Annotated in this window: 18 protein-coding genes; 12 read left to right on the top strand and 6 right to left on the bottom strand. The window is 53.9% G+C overall.

Annotation, left to right across the window (positions count from 1 at the left end; genetic code table 11):
• Positions 1–14: 14 nt before the first annotated feature.
• The 3 genes from pepF to eno all read right to left on the bottom strand — a co-directional run bounded on the left by pepF (position 15) and on the right by eno (position 3,736).
• Positions 15–1,922 (bottom strand): oligoendopeptidase F, encoded by a 1,908-nt coding sequence (pepF, locus tag VFO10_RS24000; protein ID WP_325144532.1) that lies wholly within the window; start codon positions 1,920–1,922, stop codon positions 15–17.
• A gap of 76 nt (positions 1,923–1,998) precedes the next feature.
• The gene (locus VFO10_RS23995) at positions 1,999–2,409 is read right to left on the bottom strand and encodes a cytochrome c (RefSeq protein ID WP_325144531.1); all 411 of its coding nucleotides are present in this window, start codon (positions 2,407–2,409) and stop codon (positions 1,999–2,001) included.
• A 70-nt stretch (positions 2,410–2,479) separates the two neighbouring features.
• On the bottom strand, positions 2,480–3,736 hold the full coding sequence (eno, locus tag VFO10_RS23990; protein ID WP_325144530.1) for a phosphopyruvate hydratase: 1,257 nt from the start codon (positions 3,734–3,736) through the stop codon (positions 2,480–2,482).
• A 332-nt stretch (positions 3,737–4,068) separates the two neighbouring features.
• Between eno and VFO10_RS23985 the strand changes: the two genes are divergently transcribed.
• The 5 genes from VFO10_RS23985 (at position 4,069) to VFO10_RS23965 (ending at position 9,750) form a co-directional block, all read left to right on the top strand.
• The gene (locus VFO10_RS23985) at positions 4,069–5,568 is read left to right on the top strand and encodes a M17 family metallopeptidase (RefSeq protein WP_325144529.1); all 1,500 of its coding nucleotides are present in this window, start codon (positions 4,069–4,071) and stop codon (positions 5,566–5,568) included.
• 288 nt (positions 5,569–5,856) lie between these two features.
• On the top strand, positions 5,857–6,150 hold the full coding sequence (locus tag VFO10_RS23980; protein WP_325144528.1) for a hypothetical protein: 294 nt from the start codon (positions 5,857–5,859) through the stop codon (positions 6,148–6,150).
• 198 nt (positions 6,151–6,348) lie between these two features.
• Positions 6,349–6,816, top strand: a complete 468-nt coding sequence (locus tag VFO10_RS23975) for a hypothetical protein (protein WP_325144527.1) — start codon at positions 6,349–6,351, stop codon at positions 6,814–6,816.
• A complete protein-coding gene (locus VFO10_RS23970) occupies positions 6,813–8,147 on the top strand; it encodes a DUF1501 domain-containing protein (RefSeq protein ID WP_325144526.1) in 1,335 nt (444 codons plus the stop codon). The genes VFO10_RS23975 and VFO10_RS23970 overlap by 4 nt, the downstream gene beginning before the upstream one ends.
• Positions 8,131–9,750, top strand: coding sequence for a hypothetical protein (locus VFO10_RS23965; protein WP_325144525.1), 1,620 nt, complete (start codon positions 8,131–8,133; stop codon positions 9,748–9,750). The genes VFO10_RS23970 and VFO10_RS23965 overlap by 17 nt, the downstream gene beginning before the upstream one ends.
• A gap of 1 nt (position 9,751) precedes the next feature.
• Here the strand turns inward: VFO10_RS23965 and VFO10_RS23960 are convergent, their stop codons facing one another.
• Complete coding sequence (locus VFO10_RS23960; RefSeq protein WP_325144524.1) at positions 9,752–11,383, bottom strand: vWA domain-containing protein; 1,632 nt, start codon at positions 11,381–11,383, stop codon at positions 9,752–9,754.
• A gap of 27 nt (positions 11,384–11,410) precedes the next feature.
• The gene (locus tag VFO10_RS23955) at positions 11,411–11,542 is read right to left on the bottom strand and encodes a hypothetical protein (RefSeq protein ID WP_325144523.1); all 132 of its coding nucleotides are present in this window, start codon (positions 11,540–11,542) and stop codon (positions 11,411–11,413) included.
• 46 nt (positions 11,543–11,588) lie between these two features.
• Between VFO10_RS23955 and VFO10_RS23950 the strand changes: the two genes are divergently transcribed.
• Entirely contained in the window at positions 11,589–12,209 is a 621-nt protein-coding gene (locus VFO10_RS23950; RefSeq protein WP_325144522.1) for a DUF4360 domain-containing protein, read from the top strand.
• Here the strand turns inward: VFO10_RS23950 and VFO10_RS23945 are convergent.
• Complete coding sequence (locus tag VFO10_RS23945) at positions 12,206–13,417, bottom strand: threonine/serine ThrE exporter family protein (RefSeq protein WP_325144521.1); 1,212 nt, start codon at positions 13,415–13,417, stop codon at positions 12,206–12,208. The two genes, VFO10_RS23950 and VFO10_RS23945, sit on opposite strands and share 4 nt — an antisense overlap.
• 187 nt (positions 13,418–13,604) lie before the next feature.
• On the opposite strand from VFO10_RS23945, the gene VFO10_RS23940 reads away from it, so the two are divergent.
• From VFO10_RS23940 to VFO10_RS23915, 6 genes are all read left to right on the top strand, one after another.
• On the top strand, positions 13,605–15,563 hold the full coding sequence (locus VFO10_RS23940) for a PhoX family phosphatase (protein WP_325144520.1): 1,959 nt from the start codon (positions 13,605–13,607) through the stop codon (positions 15,561–15,563).
• Between the two features lie 464 nt (positions 15,564–16,027).
• The gene (locus VFO10_RS23935) at positions 16,028–17,065 is read left to right on the top strand and encodes a S66 peptidase family protein (RefSeq protein WP_325144519.1); all 1,038 of its coding nucleotides are present in this window, start codon (positions 16,028–16,030) and stop codon (positions 17,063–17,065) included.
• Between the two features lie 793 nt (positions 17,066–17,858).
• Positions 17,859–19,127 (top strand): APC family permease, encoded by a 1,269-nt coding sequence (locus tag VFO10_RS23930; RefSeq protein ID WP_325144518.1) that lies wholly within the window; start codon positions 17,859–17,861, stop codon positions 19,125–19,127.
• Between the two features lie 93 nt (positions 19,128–19,220).
• Positions 19,221–19,574 carry a metalloregulator ArsR/SmtB family transcription factor gene (locus VFO10_RS23925; RefSeq protein WP_325144517.1) on the top strand — a complete coding sequence of 118 codons (354 nt, stop codon included), beginning with the start codon at positions 19,221–19,223 and terminating at the stop codon, positions 19,572–19,574.
• On the top strand, positions 19,574–20,002 hold the full coding sequence (locus VFO10_RS23920) for an SRPBCC domain-containing protein (RefSeq protein ID WP_325144516.1): 429 nt from the start codon (positions 19,574–19,576) through the stop codon (positions 20,000–20,002). Before VFO10_RS23925 ends, VFO10_RS23920 begins: the two co-directional genes overlap by 1 nt.
• A gap of 1 nt (position 20,003) precedes the next feature.
• Entirely contained in the window at positions 20,004–20,654 is a 651-nt protein-coding gene (locus VFO10_RS23915) for a DUF899 domain-containing protein (protein WP_325144515.1), read from the top strand.
• The last annotated feature ends 259 nt before the right edge of the window (positions 20,655–20,913 follow it).

Genomic DNA, 20,913 nt, shown 5'->3' with positions numbered 1-20,913 from the left:
CGGACGAATCTTAGTCAGCTGGTGGTCTGACCCAGAACCAGTTTCTCGGCCTTGTCGAGAGCATCCTTCATGGATTTGAAGGCGACATTGTAAGGCGCGGCCGTGCTCATATCCACACCGCCCATCTTCAGAAGGTCAATCGGATAAGCCGAGCCGCCGGCTTTCAGCATCTTCAGATAGTTGTCCCGCGCTCCGGCTTCGCCGCTTTGAACTTTTTCCGCAAGAGCGGTCGAAGCGATGAAGCTGGTGGTGTACTGGAACATATAAAAGCTATTGAAGAAGTGGCCCACATAGGCCCATTCCATGCCATAGATAGGATCCACCTTCACCACGCCTTCGGCCTCGCCGTAGTATTCCCGCAGAAGTTTCAGGTAGGTGCTTTCCAGAGTGTCCGCGGTCAGGGTTTTCCCTTCGGCCGACATCCGGTGGATCTGGGCTTCGAAGTCAGCAAAAAGAGCCTGGCGGAAGACCGTCGTTCTCCAGCTTTCCAGGTACTGGCCCAAAAGGAAGAGGCGGGTCTTGTCATCCTTGCTGTCCTTCAGCAGCTGATGGTGAAGCAGGGCTTCATTGAAGGTCGAGGCGACTTCAGCGACGAAAATAGGATAATCCGCGTACTGATAAGGCTGCGTGCTGTTCGCGAGGAAGCTGTGACCCGCATGGCCGAACTCATGCAGGAAGGTCGAGACGCTTTCATAATCATTGTTATAGTTCATCAGCACATAGGGATGCACTTCATAAGCGGAACCATCCATATACGCGCCGGAACGCTTGCCTTTTTTCGGATAGATGTCCATCCAGCGCTCCGCCAGCGCCTTGTCCAGAATCTTCACGTAGTCACTGCCGAGCGGCTGCAGCGTCTCATAGGCGAGTTTTTTGGCTTCATCGAACGTGTACTGAGGAGCATCCGCACGGGTCAGCGGCAGATAAAGATCGGAATACTTCAGCTCCTTAAGACCCAGCATTTTCTGCTTGAGCTTCAGATAACGCCAGAGAAGGTCCTTATGCTCTTTGATCTGATCGAGCATCGTGCTGTAAACAGGCAGTGGTACATTGGTCGCGCTCAGGGACGCTTCCATATCGCTGTCATAGTTTTGCAGACGGGCGAAGAAATGATCGCGGTTGATCGCCGCTTCGAAGAGACCGGCATAGGTTTCGCGGGTTTTTTTAAAGGAGCCGAAGAATTCCTTGAAGACCTTTTCGCGATCCTCGGCATCCGTCGCGGTGCGGTATTTGGTATAAGCCGCGTGGGTCAGCTCCACTTCCTCACCGTTTTTCAGTTTCACCTTGGGGAAGGGATGATTCAGCGTGGAAAAGGTCCCATAAAGCTTATTCGGTGCGGACGCCATCTGGCTGGCCTGGGCGGCGATTTCCGCTTCCCGGGTGCTGAGGCTGTGAGCACGCAGGCGCACGATGTTATCGAGTGCGAAGCGATAGGGAGCGAGAGCCTTATCGGCCTGCAGTTTTTTCAAACGCGCGGGGGGAATCGCGATGATTTCAGGATTGATGAAACTCGCAGCTTCCGACAGCTTGCTGCCGAGTTTCGCCACGCGGCCCACGAGTTCCTGGCCTTTGGGATCCGAGCCATCAGCATCATTCATGCGGCTCGCGTAACCTGATACGCGGGCGAACTGCTTATTGAGTTCATAGGCCGTCGACAGACATTCCGCCAGCTGCTCGGCGCTGCGGGCCAGCTTGCCTTTGCAGGCGGTAAGTTTGGGCAGGGATTTTTCAATGGATTGGGCGGCAGCATCCCAGGCGGCCTGGTCGGCGAACAAAGCCTTCAGATTCCAATTGCTCTGTTCCGATGCTGCCGTGGTTACGGCGGCGGCTGGCGTGGCGGGAGCTGCAAGTATGGCCTTGGGCATCAGGCCGAAAGCCAGACAAAGACTCAGCAGTCCTTGGGTGCTGGAACGAAAATCCATAATTGACTCCTGATCGAAGATACTAGGGGGTGGAAAGTCCCTCGTAGCTAAGCCTCTGGAGTCATCCAGGTCAAGCCTATTCCGCAGGGTTTGCCTCGGGCTTCATGGCGGCTATCAGAGCCTCCATTTCTTCATCGGTGAACTGTCCCTGATAATTTGGCATAACTGGCTGGTAACCGGCCACGACCTTGGTCATGGGCGCGATAATGGATTCCTTGATATAGGCGGCATCGGCCGTAATCTCGCTGCCATCCGCGAGTTTGACAGTCCGGCCCAGGAGATTATTCAGGACCGGAGCCCGGAAACCCGAGGACTGCTGATGACAGGCCACGCAGCCTTTGTCTTCGATGAGCATCCAGCCGCGCTGATAGGGAGTGGCCGCGGCAAAAACGGCAGCCTTTTTGGCACGCGCGATCTTATAGGCAAAACCGGCCAGCACCGTCAGGAAAACGGCAACAATGATCCAGACCCGAGCTTTGAGCTTCACAGTGACTCCAAATAAATGACGAGAAAAAGCCCGCCTCGAAACGAAGCGGGCCTCATCCATAAACGAGAAATCAACCAAAACGAGCGGTCGAACCCAGTTCCTCTTCAATGCGGAGGAGCTGGTTGTACTTACAGATACGATCCGTACGCGAAGCCGAGCCGGTTTTGATCTGACCGCAGCCCACAGCGACCGCGAGGTCAGCGATGGTGGAGTCTTCTGTTTCGCCAGAACGGTGCGAGATGATGCTATTGTAACCCGAGCGTGTCGCCAGGGTGATGGCGTCGAGGGTTTCGGTCAGTGTACCGATCTGATTCAATTTCACCAGGATCGCGTTGGCCGCGCCCTGCTCGATGCCCTGCTGCAGACGGTTCGAGTTGGTCACGAAGAGGTCGTCACCGACGATCTGAACCTGCTCACCGATTTCCGCGGTCAGAAGGCGGAAACCTTCCCAGTCGTTTTCATCGAGGCCGTCTTCGATCGACATGATGGGATAATCACGGGCGAGACCGGCCAGGAATTTCACCATGCCTTCGCGATCAAAGCCGCGTTTTTCGCCTTCCAGATAGTATTCGCCGTTTTTCCAGAATTCGGAAGCGGCCACGTCGAGCGCGATGCCGATATCTTCACCAGGCTTGAAACCAGCCTTTTGAATGGCTTCCATCAGAATATCGAGAGCCGCTTTGTTCGAGACGAGGTCAGGAGCGAAGCCGCCTTCATCACCGACAGCGGTGTTCAGTTTTTTGTCTTTCAGAACGGACTTCAGGGAGTGGAACACTTCCACGCCATAGCGCAGACTTTCGCGGAAGGTGGGCGCGCCGAAGGGCACGATCATGAATTCCTGGAAGTCGACGTTGTTATCAGCATGAGCGCCGCCGTTGATGACGTTCATCATGGGGACGGGCAGTCGGTTGGCATGCACGCCGCCGAGGTAGCGGTAAAGGGGCAGGCCCACGGATTCCGCAGCGGCCTTGGCCACAGCGAGGGACACGCCGAGGATCGCGTTGGCGCCGAGATTGGTTTTGTTGGGAGTGCCGTCGAGTTCGATAAGAAGATGATCGATCTCGGTTTGCGAGCAGACGTCGATACCCAAAAGCTTGGGAGCGATGCGGTCCTTGACGTTGCCGATCGCCTTCAAAACGCCTTTGCCGCCGTATCTTTGCTTGTCGCCGTCACGGAGTTCGCAAGCTTCATATTGACCGGTCGATGCGCCTGAGGGCACTGCTGCGCGTCCGAAATACCCGGACTCGGTCATGACTTCGACTTCGACGGTCGGATTGCCGCGGGAGTCGATAATTTCACGGGCGTTTACATACGAAATAACACTCATGTTGTAGCTCCTGTGATGCGAACAGGCGAATCCCTTGAAAATCAAGAGCAGTCCTGAATTGAGGCCAATTGAGGGCCTATGCGGTGAGTATTCTGGCCCTTCCCCATTCGAAACGCAAGTCTTTGAAAGGGACTGTTCGTACGCTCAGGACCAAACTGTGTCCTGTGCGTGGATGCAGCCGAATCCTCCGCGCGTGTAGCTTTGTCTCGTGGACACCACGCGCAAAACTATGCTAGTTCTGACCTCTCCAAGGCACGCAAGCAAGAAATCTGCTTCCCTATTCCGCGAGTGTCCAGCCAAAAAGCTGGAGTCGAGAAAAGAAAGGATTCCGTATGCTAAAGTACACCTCCTGGAAAGATTATTTGCCCAAATCTTTTCAGTGGTTGAGCCAGCTTAAAGTCGAAACCGCCAATGCCCTTGCCGCTGACGCATGGAACCTCGTTGCCGTGCGCAGCGAAGGCGATAAGCTTTCTCTCAATAACAGTTTGCTCGACACCCAGACGACCGAGCGTCTTCTGAAGGAAGTGGAAGCCCAGGGTTGGACACCGGGCGAAAAGCAGATCCGCATTCAGCTCGATGGAAAGAAATTTTTATTGGTCGCCCAGTCGGGTATCAAGACCAATCCCGTGCAGGTGGCGCGGCAGTTGGGTTTGGATACCGCCGCTGCCTTGGCCAAGAGCAAGGCGAAGGAGCTTTGCATTGCCGATACCGACAGCCTGAAGGCTTTGGACGTCCTGGAAGGTTTCCTGATCGGGCAGGATGATGGCGCGGCTTTCAAATCCAAGTCGAACACGGAATTCCCTAAAAAAGTTTCCGTCGCGGCCAAGGATGCCACGGAATTGAACAAGCGCGTGGAAATGGCGAAAGCCCTTCTTTTCACCAAGTGGCTGCAGGATGCACCCAGCAATTTCATCAATCCCGATCAGTTCGCTGCGATTTCGAAAGATCTGTTCGAGAAGTCCGCGGCTGAGCTGGTGGTGCTGGGTCGCAAGGAAATGGAACAGCTCGGTATGGGTTCGTTCCTGAGCGTGGCGCACGGCGCGCACACCGATCCGCGCCTCGTTGCGATCAAAATCACCGGGAAAAACCCTGCGAAAACTGTGGCCCTCGTCGGCAAAGGCGTGACCTTCGATGCCGGTGGCATCAACATCAAGCCATCCGCTGGCCTGGAAGAAATGAAATTCGATATGTCGGGGGCCGCGGCCGTTCTGGGCGCAGCGATGTATTTCACCGCCGTGCAGCCGCCGGTGAACGTGATCTGCGCTTTGGGTGCGGTGGAAAACATGCTCGGTCCGAAAGCGACCAAGCCGGGTGATGTCGTGACCGCGTTCAATGGCAAGACGATTGAGATTCTGAATACGGATGCCGAAGGCCGCCTCGTCCTTGCGGATGTGCTGTCTTATGTCTGCGATAAATTCAAACCGGAACTCGTTCTGGATATCGCAACGCTGACCGGCGCTGTGATCATGGGCCTTGGACACGTTGGTGCCGGGATCATGGTGAAAGAGCAGAAAACTGCGGACTTCCTGAAGAAGGTGAGCGAGCGCGTGGGCGAGCCTCTGTGGCAACTCCCGCTGTGGCCGGAACTGGAATCGGAAGTGAACAGCCAGCTGGCGGATTATAAGAATATCGCGAAGCCGAGCGTCAAAGCTGGACCGATCATGGGTGGGCTCTTCCTGCGTGAGTTCGTGAAGGATTCCAACTGCGAATGGGCGCATATTGATATTGCAGGGACTGCATGGGCCTGTGGTGCGACTGGCTATCATACCAATGGCGGCAGCGCCTTCGGTGTGCGGGCCCTGGTCGGTGCTGCGGAAATGTTCCTGTCCTGATAGCGGTGGACCCCGCGTCTCGCGCGGGGTTTATAAAAATTCATACCCAAGTTTTGCCATCTTCGCGCGATTTCCCCTGGATTGGACCGCCCCCCCTCCCAAGCGCTGCCGAACAATTGAGCGATGCCCCTTATCCCAGTCATTGATCATCTGTACGAGCTGGCTCCATTCAGCGAGGCGATCATTGAATGGTTTGCCGTTGGCACTGATATCTTCACAATATTATTGAAATGTTATGCCGGAGGACTTATGCTTTTAAGTTCAAGCAACTCTGAAAAGGAATGAATCATGAAAAAGCTTCTGCTCTCGCTGTGTCTTTCTCCTCTCTTGACTGGTTGCATTGGACTGTCGAGCGTAGGTGTTTCTGATGTCGTCAGCGGCGATGCCAAATCAAGTCTTCGGGCCGAAAGCTCGGGCATTGGTTTCCTTGCTCTCACCGTTCCTTCGGCTGACAGCCTTGAGCGTGAAGCGGTTGGTAAGCTGGCTGCCCAGGGCGCAGCCAAGAACGTGACAACCCGCCTGACAATGCGGAATTTCGTGATCGTACAATTATATTCAGTGGAAGCAATCGGTCAGAAATAATCCACCGCCAGGCTCGAAGCTTCAGGCCTCGAGCCTATGAGCAAAGCTCAAGGTTCAATAGCTTCCCTCATACCTGAGCTTTTGCATGGTCTCGCTGCAAGACGACTTTTCGCTAAGTCAAAACCAACCCTCAAAAATTTTTTGAACCTCACCGTTCGTTCCTTCGTCTAAAGCTCCAGTTCAATCTGGAGGATTCTTATGCCTACTTCAACGGCATCGGCGCGTCTTGTCACGCCCGAACAGTTCGTCAAGCACATTCAAACGCAGTTTGGTCTTGATCTCTCCAAGCCCTATCAAGGGCGTAGCCCAGCTCTACAGCGTTATACCCTGCCTTTGGGTGGATTGGATCACGACACTGTTTATGAACGGGATCGTCAGATCAAGGTCCAGAATCTTCTGGCCGCGCAGGCCATCTCCTGGGAAGCGGCTCTTTATATTATGGATAAGGAAAAGAACAAAGCCGCACCGACCCCGGATCAGCCGGAATGGAAGGTTAGACTTCAGGATTTTTTTCTGCGCATTCACAGCCGTCCCCCCACGGACCCCGAGTTTACCTTTCTTGAAGAACGCTTCCGCAAGCTTCTTGAACGCAATGTCACCCCCTCGCAGACCTGGACCGCTGTGGTTTACATCCTGCTGGCTTCTGTGGAGTTCTGGACGCTATGAAACATTCACCCATGTCCCGACGCCATTTACTGCGCTATTCCTTGAGCACTTTTATCCTGAGTCAGCTCGGGGGTCTTAAACTTCTGACCGAAGGCGAATTTGAAGAACGTGCGTGGGCTCAGAGCCGTGATCCCCACCGTTTTCTGCATATTTTTTTGCGAGGCGGCTGGGATTCCACTCTGGCCACGGATCCTGTCCTGGGAGAGAAGAGAAACTCAGGGGCCTATGAATCCATTTATTTGCGTGAAGAGATCCGCGCTGTTCCTGGCAAGGATAAACTCCAGGTTGGATCAGGACTTTTGCCTGCTCTTCCTGCCTTTGCGGCCTTGCCCACCGCCTTTATCAATGGCCTTTACGTGGACGTGACGGCACATCCTTTGGCGGAACTTTATGCCCTTTCCGGTCGCATGAGTTTGAGTCGCGGTCGTGAATATCCGGCTCTGGCCGCACTTATGGGAGCGAGCAGCGCGAATTTTCCTTCCCACCTCGTCCTCGGCGGGCGTATTCCTTTGGGCGAAACCGCGGTGATGACGCCGCCTCTCGGTTCCAACGACATGGATGGAATGCGAGGCATGATGGCTGAACCTGGTCTAGAGGCCGGATGGAATGTGGAGCAAACTCAGGTCCTGAGAGGGATGCTTCAGGATTTCAATAAGCTCGAACGATTGCAGGCGGCAGCGCACCGGCAGCCCCAGATGGATTCCTGGATGCGACTGCAAGCATCTTTGAATGGCATTTATGATAAACGTCTGGATCAGGGACTTGGCGCTGATCCCGATCGCCTCACACGTTATGGTGTGAAAGATTCCAGGGATAACGCGGCGATGGTTTTAGGAGGCTATCAGCTTTTGCGATCCGGTCTTTCCCCTTATGTGACTGTTCTTTTAAAAGGGTTTGACTCCCATAATCAGGAGCTGACGGTTCAGAAGCCCCTGCAGCTGGCCTTTGCTGAGGCCCTTCTGGTCCTGGTTCAGGATCTGCGGCAAACGCCCGATCCGCAGCGGCCGGACCTGAGTCTGGCTGATACCACGACTCTTCTTATCGGCTCCGAATTCGTCCGCACTCCGAAATTCAATGATGCCCAAGGCACCGATCATTGGAAATCCGCATCGGCCATCCTGATGGGAAAAAAGGTGCGCGATAATACGATCCTTGGGCAAACCGATGCGGCCGCGCATGCCCTGGGCTGGGACAATCAAAAAGCGGTGCCGCGAACAGCGGACAATGCTCTGACTCACGAAGCATTCGCCGGGGCCGTGCTCCTGGGCCTTGGTTTTCCTGATGCGCAGTCCACACTCGGCAAGGAGGCTGTCCATGGACTTTTTATTTAAGTGGGGTATCTTTTCGTGGAGCGTCTTTATCCTTGCGATATCGAGCTGTCTGGAAGCGAAGCCTCATGCTCGTTTCGCGGAGACAAGCCCGACTCAAGTCCTGCAGGACGCGCGGGCCTATTCGTTCTTGATTCGGGATCACGGTCCCAAACCCGAAGAAATCAATGCTCTGCTGCAAGGCACAATGTCCTTGGAGGATCTGCAGAAGGAGTGGTTGGCAAGCGCTGCACATCGCGACCGGATGCTGCGATACTTTGATGATATGATGGGCTATCGCGATGCGCTCATTCTTTTGGGGCCGAACGCCCGTTTGAACAAAACCCCGGACGGCGTTTATTTTTCGCCCAAAAAAGGCGGCTGCGCATCGGCCGAGGCTGTAAACGCTGAGGCCTGGTGGTTGCCGGAAGGGGTGAAGGCCCGTTTCTGTCCAAATTTACTGCCGACCGAGCTGACTCCTGAAGTGGGCGGCAAAACCCTGGACTGCACGAAAGCGGGACAGAATGGATTTTTAAATCCCGCCTGCGGCTGCGGTCCAGATCGCATCCAGTGTATTGCGGGTGAGGAAGCCAATCGGTTGTTGCAGGAAGTGCAGCGTGAATTTGCGGAACGAGCCCTGCAGGTCTATGAAAAAAATCAAAGCTGGCTCGATCTGCTCGCGGCTCCTGAATTCTATGGAACGAGGCGCCTTTACTGGCTCTACCTTCAAAATCAATCCCAGTTTGCGCCCGCCGCTTTTCAAGAGGAGACGCTGCGGACTCTGCGCAGCCTGCCCCTCGATAAACCAGAAGTCCGGCCATATCCCGCTGGGGCCGAGCGTTCCGGAATCGCGACCGCGCCGGGCTTTCTTGTGCAGTATAATAATTTCCGCTCGCGAATTGCGGGGCTGACGCGTTCTTTTCTTTGCCAGGATATGAATCCCACGCTGAATACCGATGGTATTCAAACGTTTGTGAATCCCAGTTTGAAACCGACTGATCGGGCGCATGGTGAAAAGGCCGATTGTTCCAGCTGTCACTATGCATTGGATAATCTGGGCGGTGCGGTGATGCCGTGGACGGATCGCGGCGTTTATCAACCGAGGATTTCTTCGCGGGCGCATGCTTTTGGGGAAACGGGGGAAGGTCCCGCATTTTTAATGCGAAGCTTCGTGGAGCGTGGCCCCGGTTTCGAAGATTGCATGGCTCGTCGGGCCTGGGAGGATTTCAGTGGTCAGCCCTGGGCGCAGACGGACGAGGCCATCAAATCAAGAGTTCGAAATTGGGTCGCGGAAGGTCCGGGGCATTTGATTCACACTTTGATCGCATCGGAGGAACTGAAGCAGGCCCTGGCTGGAAATATAGATGGGGGTATGATTCAGGACCTAAGCGCACAGGATTGGGCCAGCATGCGACCGATTCTGCAGCAAAGCTGTAACGGAGCCAGCTGTCACAGCACGGGGTCGCGACAGCCGGCTTACGCGGACGTTTCCCGGCTCTGGATTACGGATCGAGATAAGCTGAAGGATCGGCTGCAGAGAACAGACTCGGGTCAGATGCCTCCACGAAGTCGTTCTCTGACAGATGACGATCGGGCGTTTCTTTTGCAGAAAATCCTATCGCAGTAGCCTAACGAACACTCGGAAGGCGGCCGGCCAGCGAGTTGAGAAGACTGATAAACTCACTGCGAAGACCCAGGGTATCAGCGCCGATCGCGGCTTCCGCGCGGGCCTTTGCAGCTGCAAGGTTGCCTTCCAGCCCATTGATTTTCCCGAGGAGAACAGCCGTTTCAGCGACAGCAAGCTGCCATTGAACATCGACGGATGGAGTCGCTACCAGAGTATTCGAAAGCGCTTCATCCTGTTTTTGACTTAGGGCTGCTTCCGGCGTTTTATAGCGCAATTTAAAGGTCCCGATTTCTTCGCGCGCAGCAGCTTCATTCAAAGCGCCTGCTGTTTGATAGATTAATGGATCCACGCCTGCAGCTGGCTGATACGTTCCCGTGAAGGCTTCACCCGCTGGTCTTGGAGTGATTTCGTAGAGATAGGTCACAGTTTGTCCCGATCCCATGTCCCCGGCATCACGCGAGTCCTTATTGAATTCATCATCCCGCAGCTGCCGCTCGGCATAGCCGATGAGTCGATAGGATTTGACAAGGCGCGGGTTGAACTCGATCTGAATCTTCACATCCTTGGCCACGGTCACGATGTTGCCTTTCAGATCGGAGCCAAAGACCTTGTCGATTTCCTTGGTGCTATCTATGAAGAAATAGTTGCCATTGGCATCACGTGCGACCTCTTCCATCAGAGGATCATTGCCGCTCATGCCGAAGCCGAGAATGCTCAGAAAAATTCCGGATTCGGCCTTGCTACGAATCAGGGCAATGAGTTCATTCGTATTCGTGATACCGAGGTTGAAATCACCGTCGGTTGTCAGGATCACGCGGTTCACCGCTTGAGCGACGAATTGTTTCTGTGCGATCTCATAAGCGAGATTGATGCCGGCTCCACCATTGGTCCCACCGCCTGCGCCGAGTTTTGCGATGGCCTGTTTTATTTTATCTTTCTCGGATCCCAGGGTGGAATCGAGAACGACTTCCGTATAGCCTGCATAGGTCACGAGCGCGATGCGATCTTCGGGACGCAGACTGTCAGTGAGTTTTACCAGCGAGGACTTCACCAACGGCAATTTATCTTCATCAGCCATCGAACCCGAAACGTCGACCAGGAATACAAGATTTTTGGGTGGATCGACGATTCCTAAATCCTTTGCCTTCAAACCAATGGCCAGCACCTGCGCGCCGGGCGTCCAGGGCGAAGCGACGAGCTGCTGATGCACCTGCACCATGCGGTCATCGGTGGGTGCGCTATAGGAATAGGGGAAGTAATTCAAAAAATCCTCGGGACGCACGCGATCGGGACTGGGCAATCCACCCGATCGTATCATGGCCCGACTGCGGGCATAGGATGCCGTGTCGACGTCTATGGAAACGGTGGAAAACGGAGTGGTCTCGATGGTCCTCCAGTTGAGACTCCGTTCCATGTGAGCTTCGGGCCCACGCGTGGGAGGAACCTGTTCACTCGTTCGGTTCGGCATGGAGGGAAAGGCCATGCCGTCGGCGCTGGCGGCCTGCTCGCTGTTACCGCTGACAGATCCGGCCGTTAGGGTTTCTCCGGACCTTGTGACGGTTTTCGAGTGGCAGGCTGAGACCAGCGCAAAAATTGTCAAAGCTCTCGACACGTTTGTCAAAAATCCTGGCATGGTTTTCTCCATGGGGCAGCGTGGGTGTTATGACCTTTCTTCGGTCATCCCAAAGACCTGCCCGAGCGCATCGCGGGTTTCTTCGTATTCCTGCGTATACGCCTGCGAGAATTGAGCCATTTTTTGGGCGCAAAAACGGACTTCGTACGTTTCCATCATGGGATCATGGTCTCTTTCGGACCAGCCCTGTCTTAAGGAAATTGCTATGAAAATGATTCAAGGTACCTTGGTCTTTTTTACGCTGATCGCGACCCATGGTCTGCAGGCGGCACCGGAGGGCGCCTACCTGCGTTCTGTCGTAGCTTCGGGCTCGGGATGCCCGGCGTCCAGTCCTGAGCTTGGGGTGGTGCTGGACCAGGATGAATTGGTGATGATGCTTCCCAGCATGCTGGTTGAATGGGGACCAGGGCTCGCGAAGGTTCTGTCGCGAAAAAATTGCGTCATCACTTTGGATGTCGCTGTGCCGCAAGGCTGGCAATATTCCCTGGGGTCCTGGGAAAACAGTGGTTTCGTGAAACTCGATGCGGGTCTGCGGGCTGAGGTAGGGCTGCAGTATTTTTTTGAGGGCGGCACGGGACAGCGACTGTCGCAAATATTCCAGGGTCCGGTTGAAAGTGATTTCAGGTTTCGTGACGTCTTTTCGATAGCGGCTCAAAGCTGGTCCACCTGTGCAGCGCCCAGAAAACTGAACATCAATACTCTGGTACGCATTCAGTCGAATGTTTCCCCGCCTGAACCTGAAGCCCGAGGATTTCTTGAGCTGGGTTCGCACTGGGAGTCGAACATCCTGAAGATGCAGCTCAACTGGAGACGCTGCCCCGTTTAAAGACTGCGGCGCGGCGGAACCACGGTATTACCGAAGAACATGCCGGCTACGATGGAGACGGCAATGATCACGACGGTGAATACCGTGGTTACTGTATCCATCACATCGCGTTCAAACATAGCAATAAAGCCCTTGTAGTTGATCGAGCCGGGAACGATGAGAATGATGCCGGGAAGCATGGTGATCATCCCTGGACGCTTGAGAATACGGGCCAGCAGATTGCTGACCATCGCAACAAAGGCGCCGGCGACGAAGAAGGTCAACTCCTGGCCGAGATAATTCGTGCCCATGCGCGCTATGGAATAGGAAGCGACGGAGACCATAAATGCCGAGGGCATGTTGCGCGGCCGGACGCGGAAGAGGAAGAGAAAACCCATAGCCAGAGCCGTGACGCCGGGCACTTCGGTCCACCCTGGAAGCGGGGCCAGTGTTGCATCGAAGACTGCGGTTTCCGAGGATTTGAGTATGGTCTTGGCCAAGGCCACGGTGAATACGATCTTTAAAAGTTCACCCGTTGCACCGGCAAGACGCGCGGTGCCCGAAAGAAGATTTTTGGTGGAAAGTTCGACGAACGATACGACCAGGGCAAGACCGGGAAGCAGAACAATCACGCCGGCCAGGATCACTTTATCCTGGGACAGACTCGGAAAATGCGGTGCGACGAGACTCGCGAGCAGAACCGAAATGAAAGACGCCAGCGCACCAAAGAGCTGACGCATGGGCAGCCAGCGACTGCCGAAGATATCAAGCACACCGACGATCAAACCGATAATGCTGGCCAGCGCCAGGTCAGTCCATGATCCACGCAAGGCCGTGATCATTCCGCCCGATGCGAGCATGTAACTCATCACCATCAGCCATTTCGGAAAATCCAGGCCGCCGAGGTGTATGCTTTCGATGGTATGCGTCCCTTCCAAAAGACTGCGTTTACCGGCAATCACAAGGTCGGCGGCTTCATCAATACGGCTTAATTTGGAAAGATCTATTTGCCCCGGCTCGGTACGGATCACGACCGTTTTCTGCTGCTCGCCTTTGGTCAGTGTGATCAGGATGCCGGTCGGGAACGCGAGCAGTTCGCACTGCAGTTCCAGTTTATAGGCGGTCTTGGTGAGGGCGCGTTCCAGGTGGTGGGCTGCTGCTCCGCAGCCGTGAAGGGATCGACCGAGAAGAAGAATAAAATCCACTTTGGCATTGAAGAGCAGATCCATTGCGATCCTTGCAATTCTGGCGTTGACGAGGGGGTCAGGACCTTAAGTTTAGCTGCTTTGAGTAAATTTGCCTAGCAGACGCTCGGGGGATGAGGAGGAACATTCATGAAATATTTATGGGACTTTTAATCTTCCCGGACGAGGCTCGACTAAAAGTACGGCAGCGAACCTTCATGGGAGACTGCTTATGACATCGAGCCACGAGTTACGTCCGACCCTTCATGATCTAATCAACAGCACCATGGGCCGCCGTCGCCTTTTGGCCGGTGGATTGGGAATGGCCGCCGCTGGAGTGTTTGGGGCTCTGGTCCCTGCCTGCGGTTCGGCCAACGGAGATAAGGATCCGAAGCCCGCACCTGAACCGGATCGCGTCGGTCAGAACGTAACAGGGGCTCCCACGGCGGCACTTCTAGGCTTTGCCGCGGTTCCGGCGATTTTTGATGCGACCTTTGATGCGGTCAAAGTTGCCGAAGGTTATCAGGCTCAGACCCTCTTTGCCTGGGGTGATCCTGTGGTTGCCGGCGCGGCGTCGTGGAAAAGCGATGGAAGCAATACGGCGCTGGAGCAGGAGCAGCAGGCCGGTCAATCCCATGATGGAATGATTTTTTATCCCTTTCCCGGGAAAAAGGATCATGGGCTTTTGGTGATGAATCATGAATATGTGGAGCCGGCGACTCTGCATCCCAATGGTCCGACCGCCGATGCCGAAGGCCGTCGCCTTTTGGTTGAAGTGCAGAAGGAACAGGCCGCGCACGGCGTCAGTGTGATTGAAATTCGCCGGACCATGGCGGGTGCGTGGGAAGTCGTGCCGAACTCCCCGTGGGGACGCCGCCTTCATATGAATACTCCTATGCTTATCAGTGGACCGGCCGCAGGGCATCCGCGCATGAAAACAGTCGCCGATCCTACAGGCAAAAATGTGCTCGGTACGCTGAATAACTGCGCGGCCAGCCGCACGCCTTGGGGCACCTATCTGACCTGTGAAGAGAACTTTCAAAACTATTTCGCCAACGCGAATGCCGATGATTTGAAAACCCGCCGCGAGCAGCAGCGCTATGGTGTGCTTACGGCATCGGAATTGAAATGGGAAACGGCGGATCCACGTTTTGATGTAGGCTTTAAGAGTGAGCAGGAATACGGCGGATATGTGAACGAGGTCAACCGCTTTGGTTGGGTGGTGGAAGTGGATCCTTTCGATCCCACATTCACGCCGGTAAAGCGGACGGCGATGGGCCGCTTCTCGCATGAAAATTGCGAATGCTATCAGGATGCCGAAGGTCATATGGCCTTTTACATGGGCGATGATTCGCGCGGGGAATATCTCTATAAATTCGTTCCCAACGGACGTTATGAAGCGAATAACTCTGCAGCCAATCGGCAGCTTCTGGATAGCGGGACGCTTTATGTCGCGTATTTTCATGAAGATGGCAACGGGGAATGGCTGGAGCTGACGCATGGACGCAACGGATTGAATCGCATGAACGGCTTTGTCGATCAGGCGGATGTTCTGATCAATGCGCGTGCGGCCGCTGATCACGTGGGTGGCACGCCTATGGATCGTCCGGAGTGGGTGGCTATTCATCCCCAGACGGGTGAAATCTTTGTGACGCTGACCAACAACAAAAATCGTGGGACGGATTCCGGTCGCCAGGCGCTGAATGCAGCCAATCCCCGGGAGAAAAACCTTTACGGTCATATCATGAAACTGGCCGAGGATGGTCGCAATCCACGTTCGAAGACCTTCCGCTGGGATATTTTTGTTCTCTGTGGTGATCCGAATGCAGCCACAGAAAATCTGAAGGGTAATATCAAAGGTGATGTGTTTGGTAGTCCTGATGGAATAGCCTTTGATGCTTCCGGACGCCTTTGGATACAGACCGATTATGATGATGCCGCGCCCGAAAACCAGGTGCTGGGTTTGAATCAGATGCTGGCTGCTGATCCCGCCACCCGCGAAATCCGCCGCTTTATGGTGGGCCCGCGCGGCTGTGAAATCACAGGGATTGCCTTCAACCCGGAATCCACGTCCATGTTTGTGAATATTCAGCATCCCGTGCTGAGCTTCCCGGCGAGCGACGGCCGCACCCGCCCACGTTCAGCGACTGTTGTGATCACGAAAAAAGACGGTGGTGTGATTGGAACCTGATACGGCCGCCCTTGACTGGGGAGCGTCCGTTTACCTCATGGACGGTCCCTTTAGATTAAGCCAGGCCCTTATGAATAAGGTTCAGGCCTTCGAACGAACAATCAAGGGGCGTATTCCGTCAGAGTCAATTCCCGCATTCGCGCGCAGATACCCAGTTCCACCCACTCCTGAAAGTAATCATGAATGGTGCTGGGCTTGCATCGGTAGGACGAACAAGCAGAAGCGATTCCATTCGAATCCAGAGTTCATAGGGCATTTGAAATCGGTCGAGACTTTTCGCCACGTCAACCGCAACAGATAGACAGCACAACAAGGTCAGTTGAAGTCGCCAAGGTTAAAAACTCCTTCTTAAGATTTCAACAGGTTTCGGATATGTCTATAAGCGAAACAGGCTTGCCCGGTTGAGAAAAATGTAGAAAGATAGTGAGCATGGTTTTCGCTCAGCCTATGCCATTGGAGCTGAAATGATTCGCTATCCCGGCCCCTTGAAATCCGGTTCAACGATTGCGGTTACTGCGCCCTCGAGCGGTGTCTCCTCTGGTTGTCACAAACGCTTGGATATCGCGATCGCACATCTTAGGAGCCAAGGTTTTCAATTGATCGAGGGCGACTGTCTAAGGTCCGATTACAAGCATGTCAGTGGACCGAAGGAAAAGCGGATTGCGGAGTTTATGCGCTTCTGGAATGACCCCAAAGTTGATCTCATCTTTCCTCCTTGGGGAGGGGAGATCGCGCACTCTCTTTTACCTCTCATTGATTTTGAAAGCTTGAAAAAGAATCCGACGTGGGTGCAAGGGTATTCGGACACAAGCACCTATATGATGCCGATCACGCTGCTGACGGATATTGCCACTTCCCACGGCTGCAACCTGATCGATTTTGTACCGTCTCAAATAGATGACCTGACAAAAGGGGCTCTGAATATTCTGCGATTGAGTCAAGGCCAGAGCTATCGGCAGAACGCTTCGCAAAAATGGCAGAAGAAGTGGGGCGATTTCCAGGTCGAGCCAGATGTGGCTTATAATCTCACGGAACTGACCGAGTGGAAGGTTCTTGGGACTGACAAGGTCGGGCCTATTTCGTTCAGCGGGCGTCTAATAGGGGGCTGTCTTGATACGATTTGTTTCCTCGTAGGTACGCGCTTCGGAGATGTCCCGGGCTTCATTCGCCGACACCACGGCGATGGCGTCATCATTTACCTTGAAAACTGTAAACAAAATCCTACTTCAGTCCATCGCCATCTTTTTAACATGAAAATGGCGGGTTGGTTTGAAGGCATTCGTGGAATAATTCTCGGCCGTTCGGGTGGACCCAATCCGCTCGAAGCGGAAAAGCTGCAGTACGAAGAAGTCCTTGAAGACGTACTCGCTGAACTGGATCTGCCTGTCGTCTACGATTGCGATATTGGTCATGCAGTTCCCCAGATGACTCTGGTGAACGGCGCGATGGCAAAGGTGCATTTTGAGAAGGGATCGGGTTGGGTAGAACAGAGGTTTGTTTAAGGCGATCCAGTAGGCTTTTAAGTTCTGTTATATCGCCCCTACTGTACAAGTTCGGGTTTCGCTTCTGTAACAGCCTCCGATGAGTTTCTCATCAAAGTATTCATCAGCAAGGAAATTTTTATCTTGACTAACGGGTGGGCACGAAGTTGATTTCATTGTATTGGTGCGAGTTACTGAGGAACAATTCAAAATTGATACACTTCCGTCTGGGTATCGAGCTTCAGCCGTTTCGTTGTTAATTTGTTTGAGTGTGATGGATAGTCCTTCCAATTTGCAGGTCGTGTCGACTGCACGTAGAAATAGACAAGTAGATTGCAAGATATAGAACAAGCCTCATTGAAGTCCCCCATGGCTCTCATTGTTAAAAATCGGACATCCTCGTAAAAACCTTAATGCGAAGTTATAAATCCACTCATGTATGTAAGTAAATGAAACTTATTGTCGGTCCCATCTCAAGAGTTTCATGACTTTGATCAGATCCGGCAAAGAGTTAATTTCAGGTACTTGATGGCATGTGGGCGGCACTCACAATTGTGCCAGGAAGCTTGCACGTATTCGTCTGGAGCTTTCACCAAATGACTTCAGACGATCCATACATGGTTATGGAGGTGGTCCCCTCGTTGTGACTGACGTCGGACTCCTGATGAGCTTTGAATGCGGCGGAAACAATATTACACATGAGTATTGTGCTTCCAGGTTTTATGCAGCAAAATTTTTTTGAAAAGGTTCTATGTTTTTCTTGATTTTTAATCAGAGGAACCACTATTTATCGCAAGCCCGCATAGGATGTCTCATGGACGCTCAGCTTGATCCCTCTCGATTGGCCCGACGACTTCATACCGGTGACGCTGTTATTTTGGGGCTGGGCTCCATGATAGGCGCGGGAATTTTTGCTGCGGCAGGACCCGCTGCGGCTGCGGCGGGAACCGGGCTTTTGCTGGCGGTGGTGATCGCAGGATGCATAGCCTGGCTGAATGCGAGCACCATGGCCCAGCTTGCGGCGCTTTATCCGGAATCGGGTGGGACTTATGTTTATGGTCGGAAGCGTCTCGGGCCCATTTGGGGTTTTCTTGCGGGCTGGGGATTCGTAGTGGGAAAGCTGGCCAGCTGCACGGCCATGGCGCTGACTTTTGCTTACTATGCAGCGCCTGATTACGCGCGGCCTTTGGCGGTGACGGCCGTTTTGGTTTTGACTCTTATCAATTATATGGGTGTGAAGAAGACTGCGCAGGCTACGAAGATTCTCGTCATTCTGGTGCTGAGTTCTCTTGCCCTTGTGGCGTTTGCGGCCCTGGGTGGAGGCGCTGTGGATACGGCACGTCTCACGGGTTGGCTGGATCGCGGAGGTTTCCCTGGGCTTTTGCAGGCGTCCGGGCTTATGTTCTTTGCCTTTGCCGGATATGCGCGGATTGCGACTTTGGGAGAGGAGGTGGTGGAGCCGAGGACAACCATCCCTCGTTCTATACTTATTGCCCTTGGTATCACGCTCGCGGTTTATCTGCTTATTATCGGCAGTGCGGTGCTGACTGTGGATATAGATCAGCTGGCTCAATCGCAGGCCCCTTTGCGTTTGGCTGTGGAATCCGGTCGATTCCATGCCCTTGCTCCTGTTGTGCGGATCGGTGCGTGCTTTGCATCGTTAAGCGTTCTCCTTTCACTCATGGCTGGCATCAGTCGCACCACGTTTGCCATGGCCTCGGGCCGTGATCTTCCTCACGCTTTAAGCGCCGTGCATCCCGTTCATAAGGTTCCGCATCGCGCCGAGCTGATGGTAGGTCTGATCGTGGCAGCGGTGGTGAGCTTTGCCGATTTGCGTTCGGCGATCGGATTCAGTTCCTTTGCGATCCTCACGTACTATGCAATCGCGAATATTGCCGCCTGGACCTTGAGCAAAGAACAAAGACTCTACCCACGATGGATGTCAGGCCTGGGTCTGATCGCCTGCGTAACGGTCGCGTTCAGCCTGCCCGGGGTTTCCGTGGTCGGGGGCCTAATCCTCTTCGGGCTGGGTTTGGGGATCTATTTTTTTGAGTCATCGCCTAAAAATAAAATAATATCATAGGCTTAAATATTTAACTAAATTGTTAACTATTTCTTGCCGAACAGTTCTCCATGTGATACTTAACAATTATGTTAACTATCCCGAGGACGAACCATGAGCAGTGCAGCCCTTGATCTTGATAAAGTCTTCGCCGCCCTCGCGGACCCCACGCGTCGGGAAATGGTGCGTATGCTATCCCATGGCCCAACGATCGTCAGTGATCTGGCCAAACCCTTTGATATTTCATTGCCTGCTGTGTCGCGGCATCTGCGAATCCTGCAGGATTCCGGGCTTGTGACCCAGGATAAACAGGGCCGCGAGCGACGCTGCCTTTTAAATCCCGAACCCCTTAAGGAAGTTTCGCAATGGGCTGAAACATGCCGCGCCTTCTGGCTCGGACGTTTCAAAGCATTGGAAGACTTGCTTGGTCAGCTCGATGAACATGGTGAAATCAAGGAGAAGAAGTAATGTCCGTCCATGAAACAGTTCGAATCCGCTACAGCTTTGCCGCAAAACCGGAAGTGGTTTTCAAAGCCTGGACCACTCCTGCTTTGATGCAGAAATGGATGGATGGGTCCTGCGATCATTACGCGGACGTGCGGTCGCAGGCCAAGGCCGATCTTCGCGTGGGTGGCCGCTATGAAATCGTGATGCAAGGTGAACTCCTTCATTACGGTGAATATCAAAAAATCATTCCACCCCGGCTTTTGGTTTTCACCTGGAATTCCCATCTGGTCAAAGACACTCTGGTTACGGTTGAGTTGGAAGGGCGTGGAGATCATACGGATCTGACTTTAACGCATGAACGTCTCAGTCCCACGACGGCGCCGGCTCATCATCAGGGTTGGACTCGGGTCATGGGTCATCTCAATCATCTGCTCACGAAAGGAGAATAAGATGCTTAAACACGAACTGGTCTCAAGGGAACAATGGTTTGAATTGCGCCAGGAATCTCTGCGGAAGGAAAAGGAGCTGACGCGTCAGCGCGATAAGATCACGGCCGAAATCCGCCAGCTGCCCTGGATCAAGATCGATAAGGATTACACCTTTCAAACGGCATCCGGTCCGAAGAAATTGAAGGATCTGTTCGAAGGCAAAAGCCAGCTTGTGGTCTATCACATGATGTATGCCTCTGGAAACGCCAAGCCTTGTCAGGTGTGCAGCTTCTGGGCTGATCACTTCCATGGTCCAGGCTATCACCTCGGGGCCCGCGACGCGAGTTTCAAGGTTATCTCCAAGGCGCCGATCGAGGCTCTGATGGAATGGAAAAAGAAGATGGACTGGTCCTTTGATTGGGTGTCTTCGGCTGGTTCTGACTTCAACTCCGACCTTGGCGTGACGCATTCGGAGCATGGAGAGATGCCAGGACTGAGCGTTTTCTATCGGGACGGGAACGATGTCTATCAAACGTATTTCACCACAGGTCGTGGGCTGGAGTCGTTGAACGGCACCTATGGACTCCTGGACCTTGTGCCCAAGGGCCGGGATGAAGCGCAGCTCGAATGGCCAGCGGCCTGGGTGAAACGTCACAACGAGTATTCCAAATGAGAGGCTGTTGCCGCGAACCCGAGAACAGCCCAGGGCCCGGGACATCGCCCAGGCTGTTCCTTGTGGGAGCGCTGACCTTCCTTCTTCCCAAGTGCCCGCTCTGCATTCCTGGTTTTATGGCTCTTTTGGGTGCCGCCGGTTTGCAGATGGGCTTTGGAGTGGGGCTTATTTTTGCTATCAAATGTTTCGCCGCCGCTTTCGTTCTTTGGAGCCTGGGAGTTCTGCTTCGCAGGGCGCATTTCCGAAGAAAAACCAAGCA

This window comes from Oligoflexus sp., assembly GCF_035712445.1.
GTDB lineage: Bacteria > Bdellovibrionota_B > Oligoflexia > Oligoflexales > Oligoflexaceae > Oligoflexus.
The sequence above is the reverse complement of the archived record's forward strand: the minus strand, read 5'-3'. Positions and strand labels throughout refer to the sequence as shown.

Bases quoted from the DNA above. Each gene is read 5' to 3' on its own strand.
- pepF (WP_325144532.1), bottom strand. From the start codon at position 1,922: ATGGATTTTCGTTCCAGCACCCAAGGACTGCTGAGTCTTTGTCTGGCT.
- eno (WP_325144530.1), bottom strand. From the start codon at position 3,736: ATGAGTGTTATTTCGTATGTAAACGCCCGTGAAATTATCGACTCCCGC.
- VFO10_RS23985 (WP_325144529.1), top strand. From the start codon at position 4,069: ATGCTAAAGTACACCTCCTGGAAAGATTATTTGCCCAAATCTTTTCAG.
- VFO10_RS23980 (WP_325144528.1), top strand. From the start codon at position 5,857: ATGAAAAAGCTTCTGCTCTCGCTGTGTCTTTCTCCTCTCTTGACTGGT.
- VFO10_RS23975 (WP_325144527.1), top strand. From the start codon at position 6,349: ATGCCTACTTCAACGGCATCGGCGCGTCTTGTCACGCCCGAACAGTTC.
- VFO10_RS23970 (WP_325144526.1), top strand. From the start codon at position 6,813: ATGAAACATTCACCCATGTCCCGACGCCATTTACTGCGCTATTCCTTG.
- VFO10_RS23965 (WP_325144525.1), top strand. From the start codon at position 8,131: ATGGACTTTTTATTTAAGTGGGGTATCTTTTCGTGGAGCGTCTTTATC.
- VFO10_RS23960 (WP_325144524.1), bottom strand. From the start codon at position 11,383: ATGCCAGGATTTTTGACAAACGTGTCGAGAGCTTTGACAATTTTTGCG.
- VFO10_RS23955 (WP_325144523.1), bottom strand. From the start codon at position 11,542: ATGATGGAAACGTACGAAGTCCGTTTTTGCGCCCAAAAAATGGCTCAA.
- VFO10_RS23950 (WP_325144522.1), top strand. From the start codon at position 11,589: ATGAAAATGATTCAAGGTACCTTGGTCTTTTTTACGCTGATCGCGACC.
- VFO10_RS23945 (WP_325144521.1), bottom strand. From the start codon at position 13,417: ATGGATCTGCTCTTCAATGCCAAAGTGGATTTTATTCTTCTTCTCGGT.
- VFO10_RS23940 (WP_325144520.1), top strand. From the start codon at position 13,605: ATGACATCGAGCCACGAGTTACGTCCGACCCTTCATGATCTAATCAAC.
- VFO10_RS23935 (WP_325144519.1), top strand. From the start codon at position 16,028: ATGATTCGCTATCCCGGCCCCTTGAAATCCGGTTCAACGATTGCGGTT.
- VFO10_RS23930 (WP_325144518.1), top strand. From the start codon at position 17,859: ATGGACGCTCAGCTTGATCCCTCTCGATTGGCCCGACGACTTCATACC.
- VFO10_RS23925 (WP_325144517.1), top strand. From the start codon at position 19,221: ATGAGCAGTGCAGCCCTTGATCTTGATAAAGTCTTCGCCGCCCTCGCG.
- VFO10_RS23920 (WP_325144516.1), top strand. From the start codon at position 19,574: ATGTCCGTCCATGAAACAGTTCGAATCCGCTACAGCTTTGCCGCAAAA.
- VFO10_RS23915 (WP_325144515.1), top strand. From the start codon at position 20,004: ATGCTTAAACACGAACTGGTCTCAAGGGAACAATGGTTTGAATTGCGC.